General features: G+C 46.5%; 24 protein-coding genes. 22 read left to right on the forward strand and 2 right to left on the reverse strand.

What is annotated here, in order from left to right; genetic code table 11:
• Nucleotides 1-9 precede the first annotated feature (9 nt).
• From OCV54_RS10405 to thiI, 11 genes are all read left to right on the forward strand, one after another.
• Nucleotides 10-1,170, forward strand: coding sequence for a stage II sporulation protein P (locus OCV54_RS10405; RefSeq protein ID WP_055144023.1), 1,161 nt, complete (start codon nt 10-12; stop codon nt 1,168-1,170).
• Nucleotides 1,171-1,305: 135 nt separating this feature from the next.
• On the forward strand, nt 1,306-3,120 hold the full coding sequence (gene lepA / locus OCV54_RS10410) for a translation elongation factor 4 (RefSeq protein WP_022217229.1): 1,815 nt from the start codon (nt 1,306-1,308) through the stop codon (nt 3,118-3,120).
• Between the two features lie 151 nt (nt 3,121-3,271).
• Nucleotides 3,272-4,570, forward strand: a complete 1,299-nt coding sequence (gene hemW / locus OCV54_RS10415) for a radical SAM family heme chaperone HemW (protein ID WP_055223922.1) — start codon at nt 3,272-3,274, stop codon at nt 4,568-4,570.
• Between the two features lie 153 nt (nt 4,571-4,723).
• Complete coding sequence (hrcA, locus tag OCV54_RS10420) at nt 4,724-5,764, forward strand: heat-inducible transcriptional repressor HrcA (RefSeq protein ID WP_015533137.1); 1,041 nt, start codon at nt 4,724-4,726, stop codon at nt 5,762-5,764.
• 37 nt (nt 5,765-5,801) lie between these two features.
• On the forward strand, nt 5,802-6,467 hold the full coding sequence (grpE, locus tag OCV54_RS10425; RefSeq protein ID WP_015533136.1) for a nucleotide exchange factor GrpE: 666 nt from the start codon (nt 5,802-5,804) through the stop codon (nt 6,465-6,467).
• A 191-nt stretch (nt 6,468-6,658) separates the two neighbouring features.
• Complete coding sequence (gene dnaK, locus OCV54_RS10430; protein WP_015533135.1) at nt 6,659-8,506, forward strand: molecular chaperone DnaK; 1,848 nt, start codon at nt 6,659-6,661, stop codon at nt 8,504-8,506.
• A 26-nt stretch (nt 8,507-8,532) separates the two neighbouring features.
• Complete coding sequence (gene dnaJ / locus OCV54_RS10435; RefSeq protein ID WP_055144029.1) at nt 8,533-9,690, forward strand: molecular chaperone DnaJ; 1,158 nt, start codon at nt 8,533-8,535, stop codon at nt 9,688-9,690.
• 11 nt (nt 9,691-9,701) lie between these two features.
• Entirely contained in the window at nt 9,702-10,664 is a 963-nt protein-coding gene (gene prmA, locus OCV54_RS10440; protein ID WP_015533134.1) for a 50S ribosomal protein L11 methyltransferase, read from the forward strand.
• Between the two features lie 28 nt (nt 10,665-10,692).
• On the forward strand, nt 10,693-11,451 hold the full coding sequence (locus OCV54_RS10445; protein ID WP_022217234.1) for a 16S rRNA (uracil(1498)-N(3))-methyltransferase: 759 nt from the start codon (nt 10,693-10,695) through the stop codon (nt 11,449-11,451).
• A 77-nt stretch (nt 11,452-11,528) separates the two neighbouring features.
• Entirely contained in the window at nt 11,529-12,674 is a 1,146-nt protein-coding gene (locus OCV54_RS10450) for a cysteine desulfurase family protein (RefSeq protein WP_055223924.1), read from the forward strand.
• A gap of 8 nt (nt 12,675-12,682) precedes the next feature.
• Nucleotides 12,683-13,870 carry a tRNA uracil 4-sulfurtransferase ThiI gene (gene thiI / locus OCV54_RS10455; protein ID WP_022217236.1) on the forward strand — a complete coding sequence of 396 codons (1,188 nt, stop codon included), beginning with the start codon at nt 12,683-12,685 and terminating at the stop codon, nt 13,868-13,870.
• A gap of 101 nt (nt 13,871-13,971) precedes the next feature.
• On the opposite strand, the gene OCV54_RS10460 is transcribed toward thiI, so the two are convergent.
• Nucleotides 13,972-14,205 carry an HPr family phosphocarrier protein gene (locus OCV54_RS10460; RefSeq protein WP_015533130.1) on the reverse strand — a complete coding sequence of 78 codons (234 nt, stop codon included), beginning with the start codon at nt 14,203-14,205 and terminating at the stop codon, nt 13,972-13,974.
• Between the two features lie 92 nt (nt 14,206-14,297).
• Between OCV54_RS10460 and mtaB the strand changes: the two genes are divergently transcribed.
• The 9 genes from mtaB to OCV54_RS10505 all read left to right on the forward strand — a co-directional run bounded on the left by mtaB (nt 14,298) and on the right by OCV54_RS10505 (nt 21,210).
• The gene (mtaB, locus tag OCV54_RS10465; RefSeq protein WP_015533129.1) at nt 14,298-15,656 is read left to right on the forward strand and encodes a tRNA (N(6)-L-threonylcarbamoyladenosine(37)-C(2))-methylthiotransferase MtaB; all 1,359 of its coding nucleotides are present in this window, start codon (nt 14,298-14,300) and stop codon (nt 15,654-15,656) included.
• Nucleotides 15,657-15,722: 66 nt separating this feature from the next.
• Nucleotides 15,723-15,980: an IreB family regulatory phosphoprotein gene (locus tag OCV54_RS10470; protein WP_022217238.1), complete on the forward strand. Its 258-nt coding sequence runs from the start codon at nt 15,723-15,725 to the stop codon at nt 15,978-15,980.
• A gap of 14 nt (nt 15,981-15,994) precedes the next feature.
• Entirely contained in the window at nt 15,995-16,444 is a 450-nt protein-coding gene (ruvX, locus tag OCV54_RS10475; protein WP_015533127.1) for a Holliday junction resolvase RuvX, read from the forward strand.
• Between the two features lie 59 nt (nt 16,445-16,503).
• Nucleotides 16,504-16,782 carry a DUF1292 domain-containing protein gene (locus OCV54_RS10480; RefSeq protein WP_055223926.1) on the forward strand — a complete coding sequence of 93 codons (279 nt, stop codon included), beginning with the start codon at nt 16,504-16,506 and terminating at the stop codon, nt 16,780-16,782.
• Nucleotides 16,783-16,787: 5 nt separating this feature from the next.
• Nucleotides 16,788-18,452, forward strand: a complete 1,665-nt coding sequence (locus OCV54_RS10485) for a ribonuclease J (protein WP_022217240.1) — start codon at nt 16,788-16,790, stop codon at nt 18,450-18,452.
• Nucleotides 18,453-18,464: 12 nt separating this feature from the next.
• Complete coding sequence (locus tag OCV54_RS10490; protein WP_015533125.1) at nt 18,465-18,812, forward strand: YlbF/YmcA family competence regulator; 348 nt, start codon at nt 18,465-18,467, stop codon at nt 18,810-18,812.
• A 45-nt stretch (nt 18,813-18,857) separates the two neighbouring features.
• Entirely contained in the window at nt 18,858-19,298 is a 441-nt protein-coding gene (locus OCV54_RS10495; RefSeq protein ID WP_156327922.1) for an endolytic transglycosylase MltG, read from the forward strand.
• Between the two features lie 15 nt (nt 19,299-19,313).
• Entirely contained in the window at nt 19,314-19,955 is a 642-nt protein-coding gene (locus OCV54_RS10500; RefSeq protein WP_015533124.1) for an O-methyltransferase, read from the forward strand.
• 25 nt (nt 19,956-19,980) lie between these two features.
• Entirely contained in the window at nt 19,981-21,210 is a 1,230-nt protein-coding gene (locus OCV54_RS10505; RefSeq protein ID WP_055144916.1) for a peptidase U32 family protein, read from the forward strand.
• Nucleotides 21,211-21,229: 19 nt separating this feature from the next.
• Here the strand turns inward: OCV54_RS10505 and sigK are convergent, their stop codons facing one another.
• Entirely contained in the window at nt 21,230-21,850 is a 621-nt protein-coding gene (gene sigK, locus OCV54_RS10510) for an RNA polymerase sporulation sigma factor SigK (RefSeq protein ID WP_015533122.1), read from the reverse strand.
• Between the two features lie 284 nt (nt 21,851-22,134).
• On the opposite strand from sigK, the gene OCV54_RS10515 reads away from it, so the two are divergent.
• Together OCV54_RS10515 and OCV54_RS10520 are read left to right on the forward strand one after the other, a co-directional pair.
• A complete protein-coding gene (locus tag OCV54_RS10515) occupies nt 22,135-23,877 on the forward strand; it encodes a GspE/PulE family protein (protein ID WP_015533121.1) in 1,743 nt (580 codons plus the stop codon).
• A 74-nt stretch (nt 23,878-23,951) separates the two neighbouring features.
• Entirely contained in the window at nt 23,952-25,013 is a 1,062-nt protein-coding gene (locus OCV54_RS10520; RefSeq protein ID WP_022217246.1) for a type IV pilus twitching motility protein PilT, read from the forward strand.
• The last annotated feature ends 66 nt before the right edge of the window (nt 25,014-25,079 follow it).

The raw sequence follows: 25,079 nt of genomic DNA on the forward strand, positions 1-25,079 counted from the left end.
TGGAAATGTATGTCGGACAGAAAGCTTCATACGAAGACTGTGTATATACTTGCGTGGGTGATTCTGGTGTGCGCGGGGATATTGATAAAGACCGGGATAACTGATGATGTGTGGAAGCTGGTGTATAGCGGGATATATGGCAGTTCTTCGGGTGAAACAGGCGAGAGTATATACAGCCCCGGTGCGGCTGAGCCGGATGTGTACTGTTACATGGATTACTGGGAATCTCAGGTCAGGGAGGTGTGCGAGGAGGGCAGGACATACCAGACGGAGGATGCGGATTCCGAAGGTGAGGCATCATCGCAGGCGGAGACTTCAGAGACTTCTGCGCCTGCCAGCACTGAGACCACAGAAGCTGCGCAGAGATCCGCTGATGCCAGAACTGTGTCGGCCATGGCGGATATAATGAGCTCTTATATAGGTATGGACGCAGATACACTCCTTTCATATTGTTATAACGCCACATACCCTAAGTGCGTAAAAAAAGACGAGCTGGATGCGGAAAATCTGCTCGGCAAAGATCTGTCGCTGGATATGGACACGGGCGGATACAAGGTTCTGATATATCACACCCACGGCTCTGAGGCATTTGCGGACTCAAGACCGGGCGAGGTTGACGACACGGTGATAGGACTTGGCAACCGCCTGGCGGAGATACTCACGGATACATATGGCATACCGGTGTACCACGACACCACGGCATATGACATGATGACAGGGGTTCTTGACAGGAACGCTTCCTATGATTATTCGAGGGAAGGTGTGTCACAGATACTTAAGGACAATCCTGAGATAGAGGTCATCATAGATCTCCACAGGGATGGTGTGCCGGATGACACACATCTGGTTACAGATGTGGATGGAAAGCCCACAGCACAGATCATGCTGTTAAATGGTATGTGCCGTGACGAGGATGGCAACGATGTGGACTATTGGAGCAATGACAACAAGGTCGACAACATGGCATTTGCACTTCAGACCTATCTGGCGGGCAGGGCAAATTACGGCGACATGATGCGCAAGATATACATAAGTACGAGCCGGTACAACATGGATCTCATGCCGCACGCCATGCTGGCAGAGATAGGCGCACAGACTAACACGGTGGAGGAGGAATACAACGCCATCGAACCATTTGCCGCAATGCTTGCAAAGGTGCTTCTGAAGTGAGGATTAAGTGGCATATTGGCACTTGCAGTTATATGCTCATACATGTTATATTAACGTCAAATGCGAGTAAGACAAGTATAAGAATAAAAGAGCCTGCACATACAAGGCGCGGGACATAGATAAGGATGTGAAAACATGGAGCATTTAGACCAGTCAAAGATAAGAAATTTCTGTATAATAGCGCATATAGATCACGGTAAATCAACACTTGCCGACAGGATCATAGAGAAGACCGGAACTCTGACCAGCAGGGAGATGCAGAATCAGGTTCTTGACAATATGGATCTTGAGAGGGAGCGTGGAATCACCATCAAGGCACAGTGTGTCAGGATCGTGTACAATGCCAATGATGGACAGGAGTACATATTCAATCTCATAGACACTCCGGGACATGTGGATTTCAATTATGAGGTATCTCGAAGTCTGGCAGCCTGTGAGGGAGCCATACTTGTGGTTGATGCCGCACAGGGCATAGAGGCGCAGACCCTGGCGAATGTATACCTGGCGCTGGATCATGACCTTGATGTCATGCCAGTCATCAACAAGATAGACCTCCCGTCAGCAGATCCGGAGAGGGTCGTGAACGAGATCGAGGATGTAATTGGAATAGAGGCACAGGATGCCCCAAGGATATCGGCAAAGAATGGGATTAATATAGAAGAAGTGCTTGAACAGATCGTGAAGAAGGTGCCGGCACCGCATGGTGACCCTGAGGCTCCACTCAAGGCACTTATATTCGACAGTCTGTATGACTCCTACAAGGGAGTTATCATATTCTGCCGATTATTTGACGGCTGCGTGAAGAAGGGAACCACCATAAGGATGATGGCCACCGGAGCTGAGGCTGAGGTGGTTGAGGTCGGAATATTCGGAGCGGGAAGATTTGTCCCATGTGATGAGCTGTCAGCCGGTATGGTTGGTTACATAACAGCCAGCCTTAAGAATGTACAGGATACTACAGTGGGAGATACAGTCACACAGGCGGACAGGCCATGTGACGAGGCGCTTCCTGGATACAAGAAGGCACAGCCTATGGTATACTGCGGACTCTATCCTGCGGATGGAGCAAAGTATCCGGATCTCAGGGATGCCCTTGAGAAACTTCAGTTAAATGATGCGGCGCTCAGCTTTGAGCCGGAGACATCCATAGCACTGGGCTTTGGTTTCCGATGTGGTTTCCTTGGACTGCTTCACCTTGAGATAGTTCAGGAGCGACTGGAGAGGGAGTTCAATCTTGATCTGGTAACCACAGCGCCAGGCGTTGTATATAAGGTACATACCACAGATGGGAATGTGATAGAGCTCACCAATCCGTCGAATCTGCCGGATCCATCCACCATAGAGTACATGGAGGAGCCATTTGTCGATGCGGAGATCATGGTCACAACAGAGTATGTGGGTGCCATCATGCAGCTCTGCCAGGAGAGACGAGGCGTGTACAAGAGCATGGAGTACATGGAGGAGACAAGAGCGCTTCTCAAGTACGACCTCCCACTGAACGAGATCATATACGATTTCTTTGATGCACTTAAGTCGCGTTCAAGGGGCTATGCTTCATTTGACTATGAGATGAAGGGCTATGTCCGCTCAGAGCTTGTGAAGCTGGACATCCTTATCAATAAGGAAGAGGTCGATGCACTCTCATTTATCATACACAAGGATACAGCGTATGAAAGGGGCAGAAAGATGTGCGAGAAGCTCAAGGACGAGATCCCGAGACATCTGTTCGAGATCCCGATCCAGGCGGCCATAGGCGGCAAGGTAATAGCCCGCGAGACAGTCAAGGCCATGAGAAAGGATGTCCTTGCCAAGTGCTACGGCGGAGATATATCCAGAAAGAGAAAGCTCCTTGAAAAGCAGAAGGAAGGAAAGAAGCGAATGAGACAGGTGGGCAATGTGGAGATACCACAGAAGGCATTTATGTCTGTCCTGAAGCTTGATGAGGAATAGAAAAGACCGGGAACACAGTGACACGGTTATATCAAATAAGAAATAATAGAATCGTAGAAAAGCCGTTAATGAGAGCATTCTGACAGGAGCATTCTTAGTAGCGGCTTTTTTCATGCGGTGACGATATTTGAAATAAAAAGGAAGGATACTAATGATAGATATAATAAATACCGAAAATTCAGATCGGGATTTCGGCGATGCAAATAATGACGAAGTTTTAGAGTCATATGAGAAGAAGCCGCTCAGCATATACATACATATCCCATTCTGTGTGAAGAAATGTGCATACTGCGACTTCCTGTCATTTCCGGTGGGGGCAGCCTGCATGTCGGGATATGGAGTGTACCGTGAGAAATACGTCGAAGCCCTGTGCGAGGAGCTGAAAAGCTACTCGTATTTGGCGGAGACCCACAAGGTCAGGACAATATACATAGGAGGCGGAACCCCATCCATACTGGAGCCGGACGAGATCACACTTGTAATGACGACGGTGAGGAAGCTGTTCGATGTCGCAGAGGATGCGGAGATAAGCATAGAGGTAAATCCGGGCACCCTGACCAGCCGTAAGGCAGCAGAATATATAGCAAATGGCATAAACAGGATGAGCATAGGCCTTCAGTCCGCACAGAAAAATGAGCTGGAAGCTCTGGGCAGGATACACAATTATGACCAGTTCCTCGCCGCATTTGACATGGCTAGGGAGGCCGGATTTCGCAATATAAATATAGACCTGATGTCAGACATACCGGGACAGACCATGAGGTCATATCTGGACACCCTTGACAAGGTATTAAGGTGTAAGCCGGAGCACATATCGTCCTACAGCCTCATAGTGGAGGACGAAACTCCTCTGGCAGCAGATGAGAACCTGCTGTCACAGATCCCGGATGAGGACGTGGACAGGCAGATGTACGACATAACAAATAAGCTCTTAGGCACCGGCGGCTACCACAGATACGAGATATCCAATTACGCCAAAGCTGGCTACGAGTGCAGACATAACATAGTCTACTGGACCCTCGGGGAATACATAGGAATCGGAATCGGAGCAGCGTCCTTCCTGTACGGCAGACGCTACACCAACACATCCAGTCTGGAAGACTACATAGACGGCATGGCAAGACACAGGGAGCTCATGACATTCGGAGATCCCGTCGCAAATTCGGGTAAGGCAAGAGATATAATAGAACACATGCGCAATGTGGAAGAAGAACTTGACGCAGACAGGCTGATGGAGGAATATATGTTCCTCGGCCTGCGTATGATATCCGGTGTGAGTGCAGAAAAATTCAACGACTACTTTGGACACTCCATCTACGACATATACGGCTCCGTCATAGATAAATACAAGTCCACCGGCCACCTCGAAGATGACCACGGCCTGATCCGCCTCACAAAAAAAGGCATCGACGTAAGCAACACGATCCTGGCGGACTTCTTAATAGAATAATACTGGCACGACCGTCCTTCAAAACATAAAAAAAACACAAAAACATTCGTTATTTTGTTGACAAAAGGGGGCGGCAGTGTTAGATTATGTTTAGTGGTTAGCACTCGGATATGTTGAGTGCTAATAAGACTAAAAGCAAAAAGGAATGAGAGTATGGAACTTGACGAGAGAAAAGTCAGAATTCTAAAAGCGATCGTTTCGAATTACCTGGAGACTGGAGAGCCCGTTGGATCGAGAACCATTTCCAAGCTGGCCGACATGAATGTCAGCCCGGCTACCATAAGAAATGAGATGTCAGATCTTGAGGACATGGGTTTTATATGCCAGCCACATGCATCGGCAGGAAGAGTTCCGACGGATGCAGGTTACAGGTTTTATGTTGACAGCATCATGGCAGACAGGAATGAAGAGAAAGCAGAGAATCAGACAGAGAGAGAGAATCTGCTGCAGAGAGTTGATAAGCTTGAGAAGCTTCTCAAGCAGGTGGCAAAGGTGCTTGCGACTAACACTCAGTACGCAACACTGGTTACGATGCCACAGTACAACAACACAGTAAAGTTCATCCAGTTGTCACAGGTTGATGAGACCACATTGCTGGCGGTCATCATGGTTGATGGCAATATAGTCAAGAATAAGCTGATCAAGACGACGTACAGCCTGAAGAATGAAGATATTTTAAAATTTAATATTCTGCTAAATACCTTCCTTCAGGGCGCGGCACTTCAGGATATCAATCTTGAACTTATACAGACCATGAAGGTTCAGGCAGGTGAATATGCAGAGATCCTTGAGACGATATTCCAGGGAATCATGGAGGCGATCCATGAGGCCGATGATCTCAAGGTTTATACCAGTGGAGCAACGAATGTACTCAAGTACCCTGAGTTGGCGAACACGTCATCCGCAGAGAAGCTGCTCGGAACACTGGAAGACATAGAGGACAAAGAAGAATTTGCAAAACATGTGGAGGATGTGATCCAGCAGGACAGCGACATACAGATCCTGATAGGACAGGAGAACAGCGATGAAAACCTGAAGGACTGCTCCCTTGTAACAGCAACATACAAGATGCCGGAGGGCGCAAAAGGAACGATAGGAATAATCGGACCGAAGAGGATGGATTACAAGAAAGTTGTGAGCATGCTCAAGGAACTCACCGGAGAGCTTGATGACATATTTAACAACAATGGATAGACAGATAAGATTATAACGATGAATAGGAGGATATGTAATGGCTGATAGCAATAACAGTACTGCATCCGACAAGAAGGTTAAGACAGAGCAGACAGCAGCCGAGACCATAGTTGGAGATGCTTCAGCAGAGATAAAGGATGGCGTTGAGTCAGAAGTCAAGGTCGATGAGACCGTTGACGTTCCGGAGGAGCAGGCAGAGGCTGCAAAGCCACAGCATGTTGCAAAGGAGAACAGACGTGGAGGCAAGGCTCTCCGTGAGGAGAACGAGAAGCTCAAGGAACGCTGTAAGGATGCAGAGACAAAGTACACAAGACTTCTTGCGGAGTGTGAGAACATCCGCCAGAGAAATGAAAAAGAGTCAGGCAAATTGTACGACATAGGTGCAAAGGGAGTTCTTGAGAAGCTTCTTCCTGTGGTAGACAATTTTGAGAGAGCAATGGCAGCCATTCCTGATGAGGATAAGGACAGACCATTCGAGTCGGGAGTTGCAAATATATATAAGCAGCTTATGACGTCATTGGAAAGCATAGGTGTAAAGCCTATGGATTGCGCCGGGGAACAGTTTGATCCTACATTCCACAATGCAGTGATGCATGTAGAGGATGACAACTACGAAGAGAATGTAATCGTTGAAGAGATGCAGAAGGGTTACATGTACAAGGATCAGGTGCTGAGATTCAGCATGGTAAAGGTAGCAAATTAAACTTCATAAGAAGGACCCACGGAGTGGGAGATTTCTTATGAAGAATGGAAGCGCACTGAAGTGCGCGTAGGTCATCAAGCATAGCTTGACGACATGTCACGCAGACGCCGCGCGGAGCGCTTCTCATGCGTCTGCTCAATAATTATTGAAATTTAATCAATCATGAAATTTTTTTCTAGGAGGAAAAGACAATGGGTAAGATTATAGGTATTGACTTAGGTACAACAAATTCATGTGTAGCAGTTATGGAAGGTGGTAAGCCTGTAGTTATAGCTAACTCAGAGGGTATGAGAACAACACCTTCAGTAGTAGGTTTCCTGAAGACAGGAGAGAGAGTAGTAGGTGAGCCTGCAAAGCGTCAGGCAGTTACAAACGCAGATAAGACAATTTCATCTATCAAGCGTCACATGGGATCAGATTACAGAGTAGAGATAGATGGCAAGAAGTATTCACCACAGGAGATTTCAGCAATGATCCTTCAGAAGCTGAAGTCAGATGCAGAGGGATACTTAGGAGAGAAGGTTACAGAGGCAGTTATCACAGTTCCTGCTTACTTCTCAGATGGACAGAGACAGGCAACAAAGGATGCCGGTAAGATCGCAGGTCTTGATGTAAAGCGTATCATCAACGAGCCTACAGCAGCAGCTCTTTCATATGGTCTTGACAACGAGCAGGAGCAGAGAATCATGGTTTACGATTTAGGTGGTGGTACATTCGATGTATCTATCATTGAGATCGGTGAGGGTGTCATCGAGGTTCTTGCAACAGCCGGCGATAACAAGCTCGGTGGTGATGACTTCGATAACGCAATTACACAGTATATGCTTGATGAATTCAAGAAGGCAGAGGGCATCGACCTTTCAGGCGATAAGATGGCTATGCAGAGATTAAAGGAAGCAGCAGAGAAGGCAAAGAAGGAGCTGTCATCAGCTACAACAACCAACATCAACCTTCCTTTCATCACAGCAAACCAGGATGGACCAAAGCATTTCGATATGAACCTTACAAGAGCTAAGTTCGATGAGCTTACAGCAGATCTTGTAGACAGAACAAAGGGCCCTGTTAACACAGCACTTGCTGATGCAGGACTTACAGCAGCAGACCTTGACAAGGTACTTCTTGTCGGTGGTTCAACCCGTATCATCGCAGTACAGGAAGAGGTTAAGAGACTTACAGGTAAGGAGCCATTCAAGGGAATCAACCCTGATGAGTGTGTTGCTATCGGTGCTTGTATCCAGGGTGGTAAGCTTGCCGGAGATGCCGGTGCAGGCGAGATCCTTCTTCTGGATGTTACACCACTTACACTTTCAATCGAGACAATGGGTGGTATAGCTACTCACCTTATCGAGAGAAATACAACAATCCCTACAAAGAAGAGCCAGATCTTCTCAACAGCACAGGATAATCAGGATGCCGTTGATATCAACGTAGTACAGGGTGAGAGACAGTTCGCAAAGGACAACAAGAGTCTTGGCAGATTCAGACTTGATGGTATCGCTCCAGCAAGACGTGGAGTTCCACAGATCGAGGTTACATTCGATATCGATGCAAATGGTATCGTAAATGTATCAGCAAAGGATCTCGGAACAGGAAGAGAGCAGCACATTACTATCACATCAGGAACATCACTTTCAGATGATGATATCGATAGAGCAGTTAAGGAAGCAGCAGAGTACGAGGCTCAGGATAAGAAGCGTAAGGAAGGCATCGAGGCAAGAAATGAGGCAGATGCACTTGCATTCCAGACAGAGAAGGCACTCGGCGAGGTAGGAGATAAGCTTTCAGATTCTGACAAGGCTGGCGTAAAGGCAGATCTTGACTCCTTAAGAGCAGCAATAGACAGCACAGATGCAGAGAATATGAGCGATGCAGATGTAGATAAGATCAAGGCTGCAAAGGATAAGCTGATGGAGAGCGCACAGAACCTGTTCTCAAAGCTCTATGAGCAGAACGGTCCTGGAGCAAACGCAGGAACAGGCGCAGGCACACCTGATTACTCAGATGGCGATGTTGTAGATGGAGATTTCACAGAGGTTTAATATATAGAGGATGAAAGGTAAAGGCTATGGCAGAGACAAAGACCGATTATTATGAAGTCCTTGGTGTAACCAAGGGAGCCTCTGAAGCCGAGATCAAAAGGGCATACCGAGTGGTAGCAAAAAAATACCACCCGGATATGAACCCTGGTGATGAAGAGGCTGCAGAGAAATTCAAAGAAGCAGCTGAAGCTTATTCAGTCCTCAGTGACCCTGAGAAACGTGCAAAGTATGATCAGTTTGGCCATGCAGCATTCGACCAGAACGGCGGCGGTGCCGGCGGATTTGGTGGATTTGACTTCGCGGACATGGGAGATATCTTTGGAGATATATTTGGAGATATGTTCGGTGGCGCAAGCCGTCAGAGAAATACAAATGGTCCTATGAAGGGCGCAAACATCAAGACAACCATCAGAGTAGCCTTTGAGGAGGCTATATTCGGAACCCAGAAGGAGCTTGAGCTCCCACTGAAGGATGAGTGTGATGTATGTAAGGGAACCGGTTCACAGCCGGGACACCAGCCTGAGGTCTGCGGCAAGTGCGGCGGTAAGGGCCAGATAGTGACAACACAGCAGTCACTTTTTGGAGTTGTACGTAATGTTCAGACATGTCCTGATTGTAGTGGATCTGGTAAGATCATCAGATACAAGTGCAGCAACTGTGCAGGAACAGGATATGTAAAGAGCAGAAAGAAGATACAGATAGCTATTCCACCAGGAGTAGACAATGGTACTAACATCCGAATCAAAGGAAAGGGTGAGCCTGGTATCAACGGTGGTGAGAGAGGGGATCTTACAGTTACCATACTTGTTGATCGTCATCCAAACTTCCAGAGACAGGAGTACAATCTGTATTCATCAGAGCCTATCACATTTACACAGGCAGCACTTGGTGGAGTTATCAAGATCAACACCATCGAAGGAGAGGTTGATTACACCATACCACCAGGAACACAGACAGATACACGTATAAAGCTGAAGGGCAAAGGAGTACCTAACCTCAAGAACCCAACTCAGCGAGGCGATCACTATGTAACACTTGTTGTACAGGTGCCGGAGAAGCTCACAGAGGAGCAGAAGAAGATCCTAAACCAGTATGAGCAGGCAACACTTGTAGAGACAAGACCTGCAACAGATTCAGCAGGACCATTTACATTTGGCGATCACAAGAGAAGAAAGAAAAAGTAGGTATAAAATATATGAAATGGACGAAGCTCACAATAGATACAACATGTGAAGCTGAAGACCTCATAAGCGCCTTCCTCGAAGAGGAAGGCGTTTTGGGTGTTCAGATAGAAGATAATATTCCCCTCACTGAGGAGGAGATGGAGACGATGTTTGTCGATCTCCTGCCGGATGATATGCCGGAAAATGATGGAACTGCAAAGGTGTCCTGTTTCCTTGACGATACATTTGACGTGCAGGAGATAAAGGATAAGGTGGCTGCAGAGATCAGGAGACTGTCAGAGTTTCTTCCTGTCGGAACAGGCGAGATAACCGAGAGTGAGACGAAGGAAGAGGACTGGAGAGACAACTGGAAGGCCTACTTCAAGCCATTCAGACTGTATGACAATATCATCATCAAGCCAACCTGGGAGGAAGTGCCGGAGGATGCAACGGACGAGGATATAGTTATTGAGATAGATCCCGGAACAGCATTTGGAACAGGTTCCCATGAGACGACGAGACTGTGCATAGGCCAGCTCAAGAAGTACATGAAGGATGGAGATGAGATACTCGATGCCGGAAGCGGAAGCGGTATCCTGTCATTTGTTTGCAATAAGCTGGGTGCAAAGCATGTTCTCGGTATAGACATAGATCCGATCGCTGTTGATGTGGCGGGAGAGAACAGAGATGTGAACCATATTCCTGCCGAGGCTGTGGAATTCAAGTGCGGAAATGTCCTTGAGGACCAGAAACTGGTAGAGTCAATAGGCGCAAATTATGATATAGTAGTTGCAAACATCCTTGCAGACGTTATAATTCCAATGTCGGCTGTAGTTCAGAAGTTTATGAAGGATGATGGTATTTTTATATCATCGGGCATTATAAACATAAAAGAGGATGAGGTCAGACAGGCTCTTCTTGACAATAACTTCGATATCGTAGATACTGTCTACATGAATGACTGGGTAAGCTTTGTCGCAAAAAAGCATGTATGAACCAGCGTGTGAGAGGAAATAATCAAATATGAACAGATTCTTTGTAGACGTAGATGGCAGAGATATAGGAACAGATATAAGCATAACAGGCGGAGACGTTAACCATATAAAGAACGTTCTCCGCCTTAAAGTGGGTCATGAGATAACTGTCAGTAACGGCAGAGGAAGAGATTATACGTGCAGTATATCGGAGCTTGGCAGAGACGAGGTTCTGTGCCGCGTCGAGGATGTGAATGATAACTTTGCAGAGCTTCCGGTGGAGGTTACCCTGTTTCAGGGATATCCAAAGTCGGATAAGATGGATCTTATAGTACAGAAGATGGTGGAGCTCGGTGTTTGCCGGATAGTTCCGGTATTCACTGCGCGCACCATAGTGAAGCTTGATGCGAAGAAGGCTGCAAAGAAGACCGAGAGATGCCGGATCATAGCGGAAGCTGCTGCAAAACAGTCCGGAAGGGGAATCGTCCCTGAGATCACGGAGCCGGTAACATTTGCACAGGCGATAGAGATGGCGAAGACTCTTGATATGAATATAATTCCATATGAGGAGGCGGAGGGACTTGCAAAGTCCAGACAGATCATCGCTGATGTGACAGCACCGTCCTCTGCCCGCAGAAGTCTGGGGGTATTCATAGGCCCGGAGGGTGGCTTTGCCAGGGAAGAAGTGGAACAGGCAATGGCGGCCGGGGCGGAATGTATAACTCTTGGACACAGGATACTGCGCACTGAGACGGCCGGACTGGCGGTTATGTCGATCATCATGTTCAGTGCCGACAGGGACAATTAGAACAATATTGTAGAGATTAGTGAAAGAAAGAAGCTTGAAGCCGGACGTATATCGGTTTCGGAATGGTGGAAGACAACATGGAAGCATATTTTGACAATTCAGCGACCACCCCGGTTTATCCAGAGGTGAGAGATCTTGTGGTAAAGTTAATGGAACAGGACTATGGCAATCCGTCATCACTGTACCAGAAGGGTGTGGATGCGGCCAGATACGTGAGCGATGCCAAGGATAAGATAGCCAGGCTGCTCAAGGTTCAGGCGAAGGAGATCGTGTTCACATCGGGAGGAACAGAATCCAACAACATGGCTCTGATAGGAGGCGCACTTGCCAACAGGAGAGCGGGCAACAAGATCATCACAACTGTAGTCGAGCATGCGTCAGTCGGCAGTCCGCTGACATTCCTTGAGGATATAGGCTTTGATGTTGTCAGGATCCCGACCGGAAGTGATGGCGTGGTAGATGTTGACCGGTTGGTAGATGAGGTCGACGACGACACGATCATAGTGTCAGTCATGTACGTCAACAATGAGATAGGAGCTGTCATGCCGGTGGAGGACATTGCCAGACGTATAAAGGAGAAGAATCCGAGTGTACTCTTCCATGTGGATGCCATACAGGCATTTGGCAAATATGTGATATACCCGAAGCGTATGGGAATAGACATGATGTCCATAAGCAGCCATAAATTCCACGGACCAAAGGGCGTTGGAGCACTGTTCATAAAGGACAGAGTCAAGGTCAAGCCTGTGATATACGGTGGAGGCCAGCAGGGCGGAATGCGGTCAGGAACAGAGAATGTACCGGGAATAGCAGGAATGGCACTGGCTGCCGAGATGACCTACAGAGATCTCGATGCAAATGTAGCGCACATGAGAGAACTCAAGGAACATCTTATAGATGAACTCACACAGATAGACGATGTGTACAGTAATTCCGGGGATGCGCCCCATATAGCCAGCATAACCTTCAAGGGAGTGCGAAGTGAGGTCATGCTTCATGCTCTGGAAGAGAAGGGCATATATGTCTCATCCGGTTCAGCATGTTCGTCGAATAAACATTCCACAAGCAGCACGCTGAAGGCCATAGGTCTGCCACCTGAGAAGCTTGAGTCCACACTGAGATTCAGTTTTTCACCAGAGAATACAATGGAACAGATAGATTATGCAGTCGAGTGCTGCAAGGAACTTTTACCGATACTCAGAAGATATGTGAGGAAGAAATAGGAGGAAATATGCAGTACAAGGCATTTATGATAAAGTATGCCGAGATAGGCACAAAGGGAAAGAACAGGTATATATTTGAAGATATACTCTGCAAGAACATCAACAGAAAGCTGAAGCCTTACGGAGATTTCTATATCCGAAAGGAGCAGGGAAGAATATTCGTTGAGTGCAAGTCGGATTACGACTATGAGGATGTGGTAAATGCCCTTGGAAAGGTATTTGGTATCGTTGGAATATGTCCTGTTGTGGTTGAGGAGAACACAGAGTTTGAGAACCTCAAGCAGAAGGTAATAGATTATGTTGAAAAGGCATACGACAGAAAGAACTTCACATTCAAGGTGTTCACCAGAAGAAATGACAAGACATATCCTATGACTTCAATGGAGGTAAGCGCCGAGCTTGGACATTTCCTCCTTGAGGCGTTCCCTGATCTTGCAGTGGATGTGCACTCACCTCAGGAGATAATCAATGTGGAGATCAGAAAGGTAGCGTATATCTATTCGATCACCATACCTGGCCCGGGAGGACTGCCGGTTGGAACGAACGGCAGAGGAATGGCACTTCTGTCAGGCGGTATAGACAGCCCTGTTGCGGCATATATGATAGCCAAGAGAGGAGTTGTTGTGGAGGCGGTATACTTCCATGCACCTCCGTTCACAAGCGAGAGAGCAAAGCAGAAGGTTATAGATCTGGCATGTCTTGTGGCCGACTACTCAGGAGCCATCAGACTCCATGTTGTCAACTTTGCCGATGTACAGATGGCAATATACGACAACTGTCCTCATGAGGAGCTCACGATCATCATGAAGAGATACATGATCAAGATAGCGGAGGAGCTGGCTGAGAAGAATGACTGTCAGTGTACGATAACAGGAGAGAGCATAGGCCAGGTTTCAAGCCAGACTGTGTTCAGCCTGAACGTTATCAACCAGGTCAGCACCATGCCGGTGTTCAGACCATGTATAGGTATGGATAAGCAGGAGATAGTAGACATATCAGAGAAGATCGGAACATACGAGACATCTATACTGCCATACGAGGATTGCTGTACGACATTTGTTGCAAAGCATCCGGTTACACATCCGGTTCTCTCTGCGATAGAGAAGTCGGAGGCAAAGCTCACAGGAATCATCGAGCCATTGTACCGCAAGGCTGTAGATACGGCAGAGGTCGTTATGTGTCGCGCAAAGCAGTAATACAATATAAAACAGTGATAAAAGACAACAAAAAAGAGATGCTTCATAATAAGCATCTCTTTGATTATCAGATCCATATAACATACGGGGCAGAATAAATGCTATTCTGCAAGGTATGGCTTCAGAGTAGCCATGATCTCATCGATACCGCTCTCTGCATGAATGTTAAGTTCGATAGGCTTTGAGATATCAAGACTGAAAATACCCATGATTGACTTTGCATCAATTACGTAACGTCCTGATACGAGGTCGAATTCTGCGTCAAATTTCGCAATGTCATTGCAAAAGCTCTTGACCTTATCGATTGAGTTTAAAGAAATCTTAACTGCTGTCATAAATAGTCCTCCTAACCCTTGTAAGTTTTTTATGTACTGTCATTATTATATTTTTATAGAATACAAAAGTCAATATAAGGAGTGTAAAATACATGCTAAAAGGAATGTCTGTGGCTGCCACAACACTTGGCTGCAAAGTCAATCAGGCGGAGACTGACAGCATGCTCGACATGCTGAAGGCTGCCGGTGCAAATATAGTGGAATTTGACGAAAAAGCAGATATATATATAGTAAATACCTGTTCTGTGACCAATATTGCGGACAAAAAATCAAGGCAGATGCTTCACAGAGCCAGAAAGATGAATCCTGATGGAATAGTGATAGCCGCAGGATGCTATGTGCAGTCAGCCAGAGAGATTCTCGAGCAGGATGAAGCTATAGATATAGTAATAAGCAACAATAAGAAGAAAAGTATCACAGAAATAGTTAATGATTATATTAATGTGAGAAACAATGAAAAAAATGCCCCGGGTAAAGATCATGAAGCCATGGAATACTTCGTGGATATATCCAGAGAGACTGAGTACGAGGAGATGGGCGGCCATGTCCCTGTGGGACACACAAGGGCATATGTCAAGATCCAGGACGGCTGCAATCAGTTCTGCTCATACTGCATAATCCCGTATGTAAGAGGAAGGATAAGAAGCAGAAGCCAGGAGGCGATCCTTGCAGAAGTATCAGAGCTTGCGGAGGCAGGAATAAAAGAAGTTGTGCTTACCGGTATACACATATCGTCATATGGCAAAGATAAGAATAATGAGGGAGCACTTATAGAGCTTATAGAGGCTATCTCAAAAATCAAAGGAATCAAGAGAATAAGGCTTGGTTCACTTGAGCCGGGGATAATAACAGAGGAGTTTGTGGAGAGGATTTCATCCAATTCGAAAGTATGTCCACACTTCCATCTGAGCCTGCAGAGCGGCTGTGATTCAGTGCTCAAGAGAATGAACAGAAAGTACACTTGCGAGCAATACTTTGAAAAATGTGACATGCTGAGAAAGGCGTATAAGTCCCCTGCGCTCACCACGGATGTGATAGTGGGCTTCCCGGGAGAGACTGAGGAAGAATTTGCAGAGACTGTCAGATATCTGACGGAGCTCAATCTGTATGAGATGCATATATTCAAGTATTCTCCGAGAAAGGGAACAGTCGCTGCCGCCATGAAAGAGCAGGTTGCCCCTGAGATAAAGAATGAGCGAAGCGATGTGCTGCTTAAGCTTGCCCATGACAACAAGACCGCATATGAAGCCCAGTTTGAGGGCTGTGAGCTTGAAGTCCTGGTGGAAGAGGTTGTAAAGAAGGACAATAAGACATATCTCAGAGGACATACGGAGAGATACATGGATATACTCATAGATGTGGGCGACATATCCATGCCGGAGAGTTTTGTGAACAGCTTTGTGTATGTGACATATACCCAAAATGGGGGAAACCTTCCTTTACTTTTGTAGTTTTTTATATTAGAATAGGAATGTTAATTGGCTCATGAGATAATAACAAGATGAGGACGTGATTTGATGAATAACGAAAGTACACAGAATATTGTTCCAATCAAGGACGCGACAGTGGACGTACGCGAGATAATTGGAGAAGTATACGATGCACTTACCGAGAAAGGATATAATCCGGTAAGCCAGGTTGTTGGGTACATAATGAGCGGTGACCCGACATATATCACAAGCTACAAGAACGCGCGAAGCCTGATCATGAAGGTGGAGAGAGACGAGATCATTGAGGTTTTACTTGAGGACTACATCAAGAATAACCTCGTGTAAAGGAAAAGAATAGTATGAGAATATTGGGACTTGACTATGGAACCAAGACGGTGGGAGTTGCCGTGAGCGATCCGCTCAAGATGACTGCCCAGCCGCTGGAGACGATAGAGAGAAAGTCGGCGAACAAGCTGAGACAGACACTTGCCCGCATAGAGGCCATACTTGAAGAGTATGGAGCGGCAGGAGAGCGCGACCGCATAGAGCTGATAGTGCTTGGCTACCCGAAGAACATGAACAATTCAGAGGGAGACAGATGCGAGGCCACCCAGGCATTCAAGGAGGATCTTGAGCGCAGAACAGGACTTGAGGTTGTTCTGTGGGATGAGCGCCTTACCACTGTGGAGGCAGAGCGGATCCTTATGGACAGCGGAGTGAGAAGAGAGAACAGGAAGACGTACATAGACAAGATGGCGGCTGCGGTCATACTGCAGAACTATCTTGATGCGAAGTGCAGCAGTCTGTGATAGACACAGACCTTCTGCCTTTGTTTTGTGTACGCCTGAAGAAGTATTAAGAGGTTTATATGGCAGAGAACAGGAAGACGGACAACAGTATCATATTTGAAGCAGAAGATGGAACAGAAGTGGAATTCTCGGTTGTGGAGCAGACCACACTTGGCGGCGTGAATTATCTGTTCGTTATAGACAAGGCGGATGATGAATCATTCCTTATCCTTCGCGAGAACAACGGAGCTGATACGGAAGAGATGGCAGCATACGATATTGTGGAAGATGAAAATGAATTAGAGGCGGTCATCAGGATATTTGACGAACTGCTTGAGGACGTAAATTTGGAGGTATAAGAAAATTGAATAAGAATAATAAAGAGACAGTGAAGATCATTCCTTTGGGCGGTCTGGAACAGATTGGAATGAATATCACTGCGATAGAGTATGAGGACTCTATCATAGTCATTGACTGCGGACTGGCATTCCCTGAGGACGACATGTTAGGAATCGATCTGGTAATTCCTGATGTCACCTATCTCAAGGAAAACGCGGACAAGGTCAGGGGACTCGTGGTTACCCATGGACATGAGGATCACATAGGAGCCATACCGTACATTGAGAAAGAATTAAACATGCCGATCTATGCGACCAAGCTGACCATGGGTCTTATAGAGAACAAACTGAAGGAACACAACCTTATGAACAACACCAGAAGAAAGGTTGTAAAGTATGGTCAGAATATAAATCTTGGGGCATTTAGAGTGGAATTTATCAGAACAAACCACTCCATAGCAGATTCGGCGGCCCTTGCCATATACACACCGGCCGGACTTATTGTCCACACCGGAGATTTCAAGATAGACTACACACCGGTATTTGGTGGAACCATAGATCTTCAGAGATTTGCTGAGCTCGGCAAGAAGGGTGTGCTTGCACTCATGGCTGACTCGACAAATGCTGAGAAGGAGGGCTTCACACAGTCAGAGAAGACAGTGGGAAGAACATTTGACAACCTGTTCAACGACAACAAGGATCACAGGATCATCATAGCGACATTTGCATCCAACGTTGACAGAGTACAGCAGATCATCAATTCAGCTTACAAGTATGGCAGAAAGGCTGTCATAGAGGGACGAAGCATGGTGAACATCATCACCACGGCGTCCGAGCTTGGATATATCAACATACCGGATAACACACTCATAGATATAAGCGAGATGAAGAACTACCCGGATGAGAAGGTTGTTCTCATCACCACGGGAAGTCAGGGAGAGAACATGGCTGCGCTGTCACGTATAGCTGCATCCATACACAATAAAGTAGCCATAAAGCCTGGTGATGTGGTCATTTTCAGCTCACATCCTATACCGGGAAATGAAAAGGCGGTATTCAAGGTTATAAATGAGCTCGAGGCGAAGGGTGCACACGTTATATTTGAGGATACACATGTATCCGGCCATGCCTGCCGTGAGGAGCTCAAGCTTATATATGCGCTCACAAGACCGAAATATGCAATACCTGTCCACGGTGAGTACAGACACCTCAAGAGACATGCAGAGCTTGCAGTTGAGATGGGAATCCCTAAGGAGAATGTCAAGATCATGACCACAGGCGATGTTCTTGAGATCGGCGAGGAGAAGTTCGACGTTGTCGGCAAGGTTCCTGCACAGGGAGTATTTGTGGATGGACTTGGAGTTGGAGATGTTGGAAATATTGTCCTCAGAGACAGACAGCTTCTGTCACAGAATGGTCTCATAATCATAGTTGTGACCCTGGACAGATACAGCAACCAGCTTGTTGCAGGACCGGATATAGTGTCAAGAGGCTTCGTGTACGTCAGGGAGTCTGAGACACTTATGGAAGACTGCAGGATCACATGTCAGGAGGCTCTCGACAGATGCCTGAGCCGCGGCGTGACAGACTGGGGTAAGATCAAATCCGTGATAAAGGATGACATGGGAGAGTTCCTCTGGAAGAGGACAAAGAGAAGCCCTATGATCCTTCCTATAATCACAGAGGTGTAGAAGGGTGAGAAAATGACAGATACATTGGAACTTAGCAGACAATTGAATGCGTGCATCAAGGATTCTGATGTCTACAAGAATTATCAGTATTGCAAGGATAAACTTAGACAGAAACCAGAAAAACTTCAGCAGCTCATGGAATTTCGTAAGAAAAATTATGAAATACAGAATAACGAAATGCTTGACAATCCATATGATGAAGTTAATAATCTATTCATGGAATATGACTCCATAGTCCATGATACTATAGTCAATGACTTTATCAGGGCGGAGCAGAAGCTGGTGAGAATGATGAAGCTTGTATATGAACAGATAGCGGACGATCTTGATTTCGATATCATAGATGAGGACGCCCGGTGATTCGCGCTGGCTGAGATGTATTTGTGAACAAGGAGAATAACGATTATGGCTTTAGATAGTGCTAGAAGTATGAAGAAGATTCTGAGATTCCTTTTTGGACTATTCATCAATGTATGTATTTTATTTATATTGGTAAAGGCTTTCTCATACTCGTATGATTTTGCGTATCAGGTGTTTGCCACAAGGGCTGCGGATCCGGGCAGCAACCGTAAGGCAACTATACAGATAACTCAGGACGAGCCGCTTCTTGATGTGGCGGATTCCCTTAAGACGGCGGAGGTCATCAAGGACAAATACGCTTTTATACTGAAGGTCAGAATAGGCGGATATGCAGATGATATCCAGCCTGGTACATATCAGATAGCACCGAGCGATACAAATCAGGAGATAATAGAGATCATAACGGGAAATGGCAAGAGTTCCTCGGGGGATAGCAACGGAGACAGCAGTGATGATTCCTCCGGTGAGGACAGTGCCGAGGAATAGACAGAGAGGATAATTATGGTATGTGATGAAAGACTTGCGTCATTTATCAATTCCTTCAATACAGACTACGATGAGGTTGTGACCTCGATCAGAAGAGAGGCAGAAGAGAACAGGGTACCTATCATAAGACGAGAGGCCGGAGAGTTCATCAAGATGTTGATTCTTATGAACAGGCCGAAGAAGATTCTTGAGATAGGTTCAGCCGTTGGCTTTTCTGCCATTTTTATGAGTAGATTTCTGGATGATGACGCACATATAACAACTATAGAGAATTATCAGCCGAGAATAGAAGAGGCGAAGAAGAATATAGTCAGAGCCGGGGCTTCAGACAAGATCACCCTGCTTGAGGGCGATGCACTGGAGATATTACCGGGTATGACAGAAAACTATGATATGGTGTTCATGGATGCAGCTAAGGGTCAGTATGGCAATTTTTTCACGGAGGCTATACGGCTGCTAGCTCCGAAGGGGGTATTGCTCTGCGACAACGTGCTTCAGGACGGAGATGTCCTTGAGAGCAGATTTGCAGTTACCAGAAGAAACAGAACGATACATTCAAGGATGAGAGAATACCTGTACGAGCTCACCCACAATGAACATTTGGAGACGGCCATACTCAATATAGGGGATGGAATGAGCCTTAGTATCAGGAAATAAACGAAAAATGGTTGGAGGAAACGATATGAGAGATAAGAAACCAGAGCTTCTTGTCCCGGCGGGCGGACTGGACACGCTCAAGGTGGCCGTGGACTATGGAGCTGACGCAGTGTATATAGGCGGACAGGCATTTGGCCTCAGAGCGAAAGCAGACAACTTTTCCATAGAAGAGATGAAACAGGGCGTGGAATATGCCCATGCACATAATGCTAAGGTGTATGTGACAGCCAATATATTTGCACACAACTATGATCTGGATGGAATAAGAGCTTATTTTGGCGAGCTGAAAGATACAGGTGTGGACGCTGTTCTTGTATCCGATCCGGGTGTGTTTACCATAGCTCGGGAGACTATGCCGGATATGGAATTACACATAAGCACACAGGCTAACAACACGAACTACATGACATACAAGTTCTGGTATGACCACGGCATAAAGCGGGTTGTGTCTGCCAGAGAACTGTCCCTTGCGGAGATATCACAGATAAGAGCAAACATACCGGACGATATGGAGATAGAGTCATTTATCCATGGCGCTATGTGCATATCATATTCAGGAAGATGCCTTCTCAGCAACTACTTCACAGGCAGGGATGCGAATCATGGTGCGTGCACCCATCCGTGCAGATGGAAGTATTCCATCGTCGAGGAGACCAGACCGGGAGAGTATATGACTGTCAACGAGGACGACAGAGGAACATATATATTTAACTCCAAGGATCTGTGCATGATAGAGTACATCCCGGAGATGATGGAAGCCGGAATAGACAGCTTCAAGATAGAGGGACGTATGAAGACGGCTCTGTATGTGGCGACCGTTGCCAGAACCTACAGAAAAGCCATAGATGATTATATGGAGTCAGAAGAGAAGTACAGAGCAAACATGGAATACTACAAGAGAGAGATAGCCAAATGCACATACAGGCAGTTCACAACGGGATTTTATTTCGGGAAGACAGACTCAGAATCACAGATATATGATAGCAACACATATGTAAAAAACTATACGTATATTGGAACTGTGAGAGAGGTTACCCCGGATGGCTGTGTATGCTTTGAGCAGAAGAATAAGTTCCTGGTGGGAGAGAAGCTTGAAGCCATGGGCTTTGATGGAACAAATATAGAGTGCGAGGTTCAGGCGATATACGACGAGAAAGAAAACAGCATGGACTCTGCGCCACATCCAAAGCAGAAATTGAGGGTGAAGCTTGATAAGGAGCTTGAGACCGGTATTATACTGAGAAGAAAAGAGTGATCATAAGGATGTCTGGATGTCAATCCAGGCATCCTCTTAATTTGCCAAGAGCCTTTTTCTCTATGCGCGATACATATGACCTGGAGATTCCGAGCATCCTGGCTACCTCCTTTTGGGTGAGAGGTGACTGCCCGTCAAGACCGTAGCGCATACATATGATCTCCCTCTCCCTGGATGAGAGGAGCGATGATATGCAGGAGGGAAGCAGGCACAGGTGGTCGTCCTGTATCATTTTGTCCAGAACGTTGACGTTCTCCGAACCTATGATGTCAAGGATGACGATCTCGTTACCCTCTTTATCAGTGCCGATGGGATCGTAGATCGAGACCTCACGCGCCTTCTTCTTCTCGTGGCGGAGAGTCATGAGAAGCTCGTTTTCGATACATTTGGCGGCATAACCTGACAGCTTACAGCCTTTGTCGGGCTTGTAGCTGTCTATGGCTTTGATGAGACCTATCGTGCCTATGGACAGAAGATCCTCGGGATCCCTCACGGCGGAATTGTACTTTCTGGATATGTGGGCGACCAGACGGAGATTGTACTCTATCAGAATGCTGCGGGCAGCCTTGTCGCCGGACAGGCACAGCGCAATATATTTTTTCTCTTCTTCGGGAGTTAGTGGGTTTTTAAACGCTTCCATATATGAACTGCTCCCGTAAATTGATTGTACCGGCTGTACATTTGCTGGACGGGCTATTTTACAATTAGTACAGTCAGCTTGCTTATATAATATGTTTATTGTGCAGAAATAGTGCCTATCCACCCTGTAAAAAAGCAAAAATCCGATAAAAGTGCAAAAAAATGTATCTAAATATGTACAAAATGTTTAAAATGTGAAAATACTGTGATATAATACGCTTTAGGTATTTGGATAATTCTGCCTGTGCGTAGAATTGCGAGAGACGTGAGGAGGGTATTTAGAGAATGCGATTAAGCGTGGGACGTAAGAAGATCAGAATTGGAGATGTCCTTGTAGCAGCGGGGGCTATCACGGAGGAACAGCTTCAGGAAGGACTTGCAAAGCAGAAGGAGACCGGCAGAAAGCTTGGTAACGCCCTGGTTGATCTGGGATTTATAAGTAACGACATGCTGATTACGGTACTTACAACCCAGTTGGGAATTGACTACATAGAGCTCAAGGGAGCTAAGATCGAGGAGAAGGTTATACACATGGTGCCTGAGAACATGGTCACCAAGTATCAGGCCATACCTATAGAGATAGATCCTGATAACCCGAACATCCTCAAGGTAGCCATGGCAGATCCAATGGATATCATGGCCATGGACGATATTGGTCTTGTGACAAATCTTCAGGTAGAGCCGATGCTCGCATCTGAGGAGGGAATCAGGAATGCCATAGACAAGTATTACGGAAGCGCTCAGGCTATGGAGGCTGCTGAGGCCTACAGACAGGAGCAGCAGAATGTGCTCGGCGGAGGCGACGAGGAAGAGGGCAACGAAGAAATCGATAATTCCCCTATCGTACTTCTGGTTAAGCAGATCATCGAAGGCGGAGTAAGACAGAGAGCGTCAGATATACATATAGAGGCTCTGGAGAACAGCGTCAGAGTCAGATACAGAATAGATGGTGCACTTAAGCAGGTTATGTCATACGACCTCAGCATACTGGCAGGTATCACAGCCCGTATCAAGATCATAGGCGGTATGGATATAGCAGAGAAGAGAAAACCACAGGATGGTCGTATCACCATCATGGTTGACAGAAGAGAGTTTGATGTCCGTGTTTCTATCCTTCCAACAGTTTTCGGAGAGAAGACGGTTATGAGACTTACATCCAAGGACGGTCTGACAAAACCGAAGAGTGCCCTTGGTTTCGATGCAGAGCAGGAGAAGGTTTTCGATAATATCCTCAGCAACCCACATGGTATCATCCTTGTAACGGGACCTACAGGATCAGGAAAATCAACTACACTGTACACATCACTCAGTGAGCTTAACACAGAGGATGTTAATATCATCACCGTTGAGGACCCTGTCGAGGCGAACATCAACGGTATCAATCAGGTGCAGGTTAATAACAAAGCGGACATGACTTTCGCGGCAGCCCTCAGATCTATCCTTCGTCAGGATCCGGATATCATCATGATAGGAGAGATCCGAGACGGTGAGACAGCAGGAATCGCCGTACAGGCCGCTATCACAGGACATTTGGTTGTATCGACACTGCATACTAACTCAGCGGCTTCGACCATCACCCGTCTTATCGATATGGGTATTGAGTCATACATCGCCGGTGATGCTGTTGTTGGAGTTATTGCACAGAGACTTGTGCGAAGACTTTGTACCACATGTAAGCAGCCAAGACTTGTGGAGGATGATGAGAGAGTTCAGCTCGGTGTTCCGGCTGACGAGGAGGATGTCATCATCTACGAGCCACAGGGATGCCCACTGTGTAACGACACAGGCTATTCAGGACGAATCGGTGTATACGAGATGATGCCTGTATCAAGAGAGCTTCAGGCTGTTATCGCTTCCGGAGCTACAGCGGATGTCATTGAGAAGCAGGCCCTCAAGGAAGGAATGCTCACACTGAAGATGGGAGCTGCCAAGCACGTTCTTGATGGTATCACATCCATAGCAGAGATGAACAAGATTGTTCACAGTACAGTGACCGTGGCCGAGGGAGTGGACATGGGAGAGCTGTAAGATATAAGAGATATATAATGAGATTATATATAAATTGTAATTATTAATGCAAAAGGGAAAGGAAGGGACAAGTTATGTTAGACATGAAGGAATTACTTGCCTTCTCTGTAGAAGCAAAGGCGTCAGATGTTCATATAGCTGTAGGTATACCACCTAAGCTCAGAATCAACGGTAAGCTCACCGAGGTTGAGGTTCCGGCACTGTCACCTGCTGATGCGGCAGAGGCAATTGGATCTACTATGAAGGACAGGCATAAGGCCATACTTCAGGACAGAGGAGAGGTCGATTTCTCATTCGATTCACCTGAGACCGGACGTTTCCGTGTCAATGTATTCATGGACAAGGGAAACATGGCAGCAGCGTACAGACGAGTTGAGACACAGATCCCAAGACCTGACCAGCTTGGTATTCCAAGGGAGGTTGTTGAGCTCTACAAGAGAAAGAGAGGTCTGGTTCTCGTAACAGGACCTACAGGTTCTGGTAAGTCAACCACACTTGCATCTATTATAAACAAGGCGAATGAGAACCTTACGGATCACATCATCACACTTGAGGATCCTATAGAGTACATTCACCATCACAATAAGGCAATAGTTAACCAGCGAGAGGTTGGTATGGATACACTCAGCTATGCAAATGCACTTCGTGCAGCACTCCGTGAGGATCCTGATATCATCCTCGTAGGAGAGATGCGAGATCTTGAGACTATCTCCACAGCCATAACCGCTGCCGAGACAGGACACTTGGTATTCTCCACACTACATACAATCGGTGCGGCAAGTACCATCGATCGTATCATAGATATCTTCCCTACAAACCAGCAGCAGCAGGTAAGAGTTCAGCTCGCGATGGTTCTTGAGGGAGTTATCTCACAGTCGCTTCTTCCTATAGCGAGCGGCAACGGACGAGTTGCAGCCTTCGAGGTAATGCTTGCATCACCTGCTATACGAAGTCTGATACGAGAAGCCAAGACTCATCAGATCCAGTCAACTATCCAGACAAGCAGAGCCTTAGGTATGATCACTATGGACGATGCATTGTATGAGCTGTATGCTTCAGGGACCGTCACAAGAGAGGTTGCCATGACATACGCACAGGATCAGCAGTACCTGAGAAAGAAGATCAACGGACAGTAAGATATATGGAATAATCGATTGCCATATGGAAAAATGTGGTATAATAACCAAGCCGCATTGTGCACA

Origin of the sequence: Coprococcus aceti (assembly GCF_025567285.1) — a bacterium.
In the GTDB taxonomy this organism is placed as follows: domain Bacteria; phylum Bacillota; class Clostridia; order Lachnospirales; family Lachnospiraceae; genus Coprococcus; species Coprococcus aceti.

What these genes read in the sequence shown, in the direction of transcription:
- OCV54_RS10405 (WP_055144023.1), top strand. Translation starts at nt 10, where the DNA reads ATGTCGGACAGAAAGCTTCATACGAAGACTGTGTATATACTTGCGTGG.
- lepA (WP_022217229.1), top strand. Translation starts at nt 1,306, where the DNA reads ATGGAGCATTTAGACCAGTCAAAGATAAGAAATTTCTGTATAATAGCG.
- hemW (WP_055223922.1), top strand. Translation starts at nt 3,272, where the DNA reads ATGATAGATATAATAAATACCGAAAATTCAGATCGGGATTTCGGCGAT.
- hrcA (WP_015533137.1), top strand. Translation starts at nt 4,724, where the DNA reads ATGGAACTTGACGAGAGAAAAGTCAGAATTCTAAAAGCGATCGTTTCG.
- grpE (WP_015533136.1), top strand. Translation starts at nt 5,802, where the DNA reads ATGGCTGATAGCAATAACAGTACTGCATCCGACAAGAAGGTTAAGACA.
- dnaK (WP_015533135.1), top strand. Translation starts at nt 6,659, where the DNA reads ATGGGTAAGATTATAGGTATTGACTTAGGTACAACAAATTCATGTGTA.
- dnaJ (WP_055144029.1), top strand. Translation starts at nt 8,533, where the DNA reads ATGGCAGAGACAAAGACCGATTATTATGAAGTCCTTGGTGTAACCAAG.
- prmA (WP_015533134.1), top strand. Translation starts at nt 9,702, where the DNA reads ATGAAATGGACGAAGCTCACAATAGATACAACATGTGAAGCTGAAGAC.
- OCV54_RS10445 (WP_022217234.1), top strand. Translation starts at nt 10,693, where the DNA reads ATGAACAGATTCTTTGTAGACGTAGATGGCAGAGATATAGGAACAGAT.
- OCV54_RS10450 (WP_055223924.1), top strand. Translation starts at nt 11,529, where the DNA reads ATGGAAGCATATTTTGACAATTCAGCGACCACCCCGGTTTATCCAGAG.
- thiI (WP_022217236.1), top strand. Translation starts at nt 12,683, where the DNA reads ATGCAGTACAAGGCATTTATGATAAAGTATGCCGAGATAGGCACAAAG.
- OCV54_RS10460 (WP_015533130.1), bottom strand. Translation starts at nt 14,205, where the DNA reads ATGACAGCAGTTAAGATTTCTTTAAACTCAATCGATAAGGTCAAGAGC.
- mtaB (WP_015533129.1), top strand. Translation starts at nt 14,298, where the DNA reads ATGCTAAAAGGAATGTCTGTGGCTGCCACAACACTTGGCTGCAAAGTC.
- OCV54_RS10470 (WP_022217238.1), top strand. Translation starts at nt 15,723, where the DNA reads ATGAATAACGAAAGTACACAGAATATTGTTCCAATCAAGGACGCGACA.
- ruvX (WP_015533127.1), top strand. Translation starts at nt 15,995, where the DNA reads ATGAGAATATTGGGACTTGACTATGGAACCAAGACGGTGGGAGTTGCC.
- OCV54_RS10480 (WP_055223926.1), top strand. Translation starts at nt 16,504, where the DNA reads ATGGCAGAGAACAGGAAGACGGACAACAGTATCATATTTGAAGCAGAA.
- OCV54_RS10490 (WP_015533125.1), top strand. Translation starts at nt 18,465, where the DNA reads ATGACAGATACATTGGAACTTAGCAGACAATTGAATGCGTGCATCAAG.
- OCV54_RS10495 (WP_156327922.1), top strand. Translation starts at nt 18,858, where the DNA reads ATGGCTTTAGATAGTGCTAGAAGTATGAAGAAGATTCTGAGATTCCTT.
- OCV54_RS10500 (WP_015533124.1), top strand. Translation starts at nt 19,314, where the DNA reads ATGGTATGTGATGAAAGACTTGCGTCATTTATCAATTCCTTCAATACA.
- OCV54_RS10505 (WP_055144916.1), top strand. Translation starts at nt 19,981, where the DNA reads ATGAGAGATAAGAAACCAGAGCTTCTTGTCCCGGCGGGCGGACTGGAC.
- sigK (WP_015533122.1), bottom strand. Translation starts at nt 21,850, where the DNA reads ATGGAAGCGTTTAAAAACCCACTAACTCCCGAAGAAGAGAAAAAATAT.
- OCV54_RS10515 (WP_015533121.1), top strand. Translation starts at nt 22,135, where the DNA reads ATGCGATTAAGCGTGGGACGTAAGAAGATCAGAATTGGAGATGTCCTT.
- OCV54_RS10520 (WP_022217246.1), top strand. Translation starts at nt 23,952, where the DNA reads ATGTTAGACATGAAGGAATTACTTGCCTTCTCTGTAGAAGCAAAGGCG.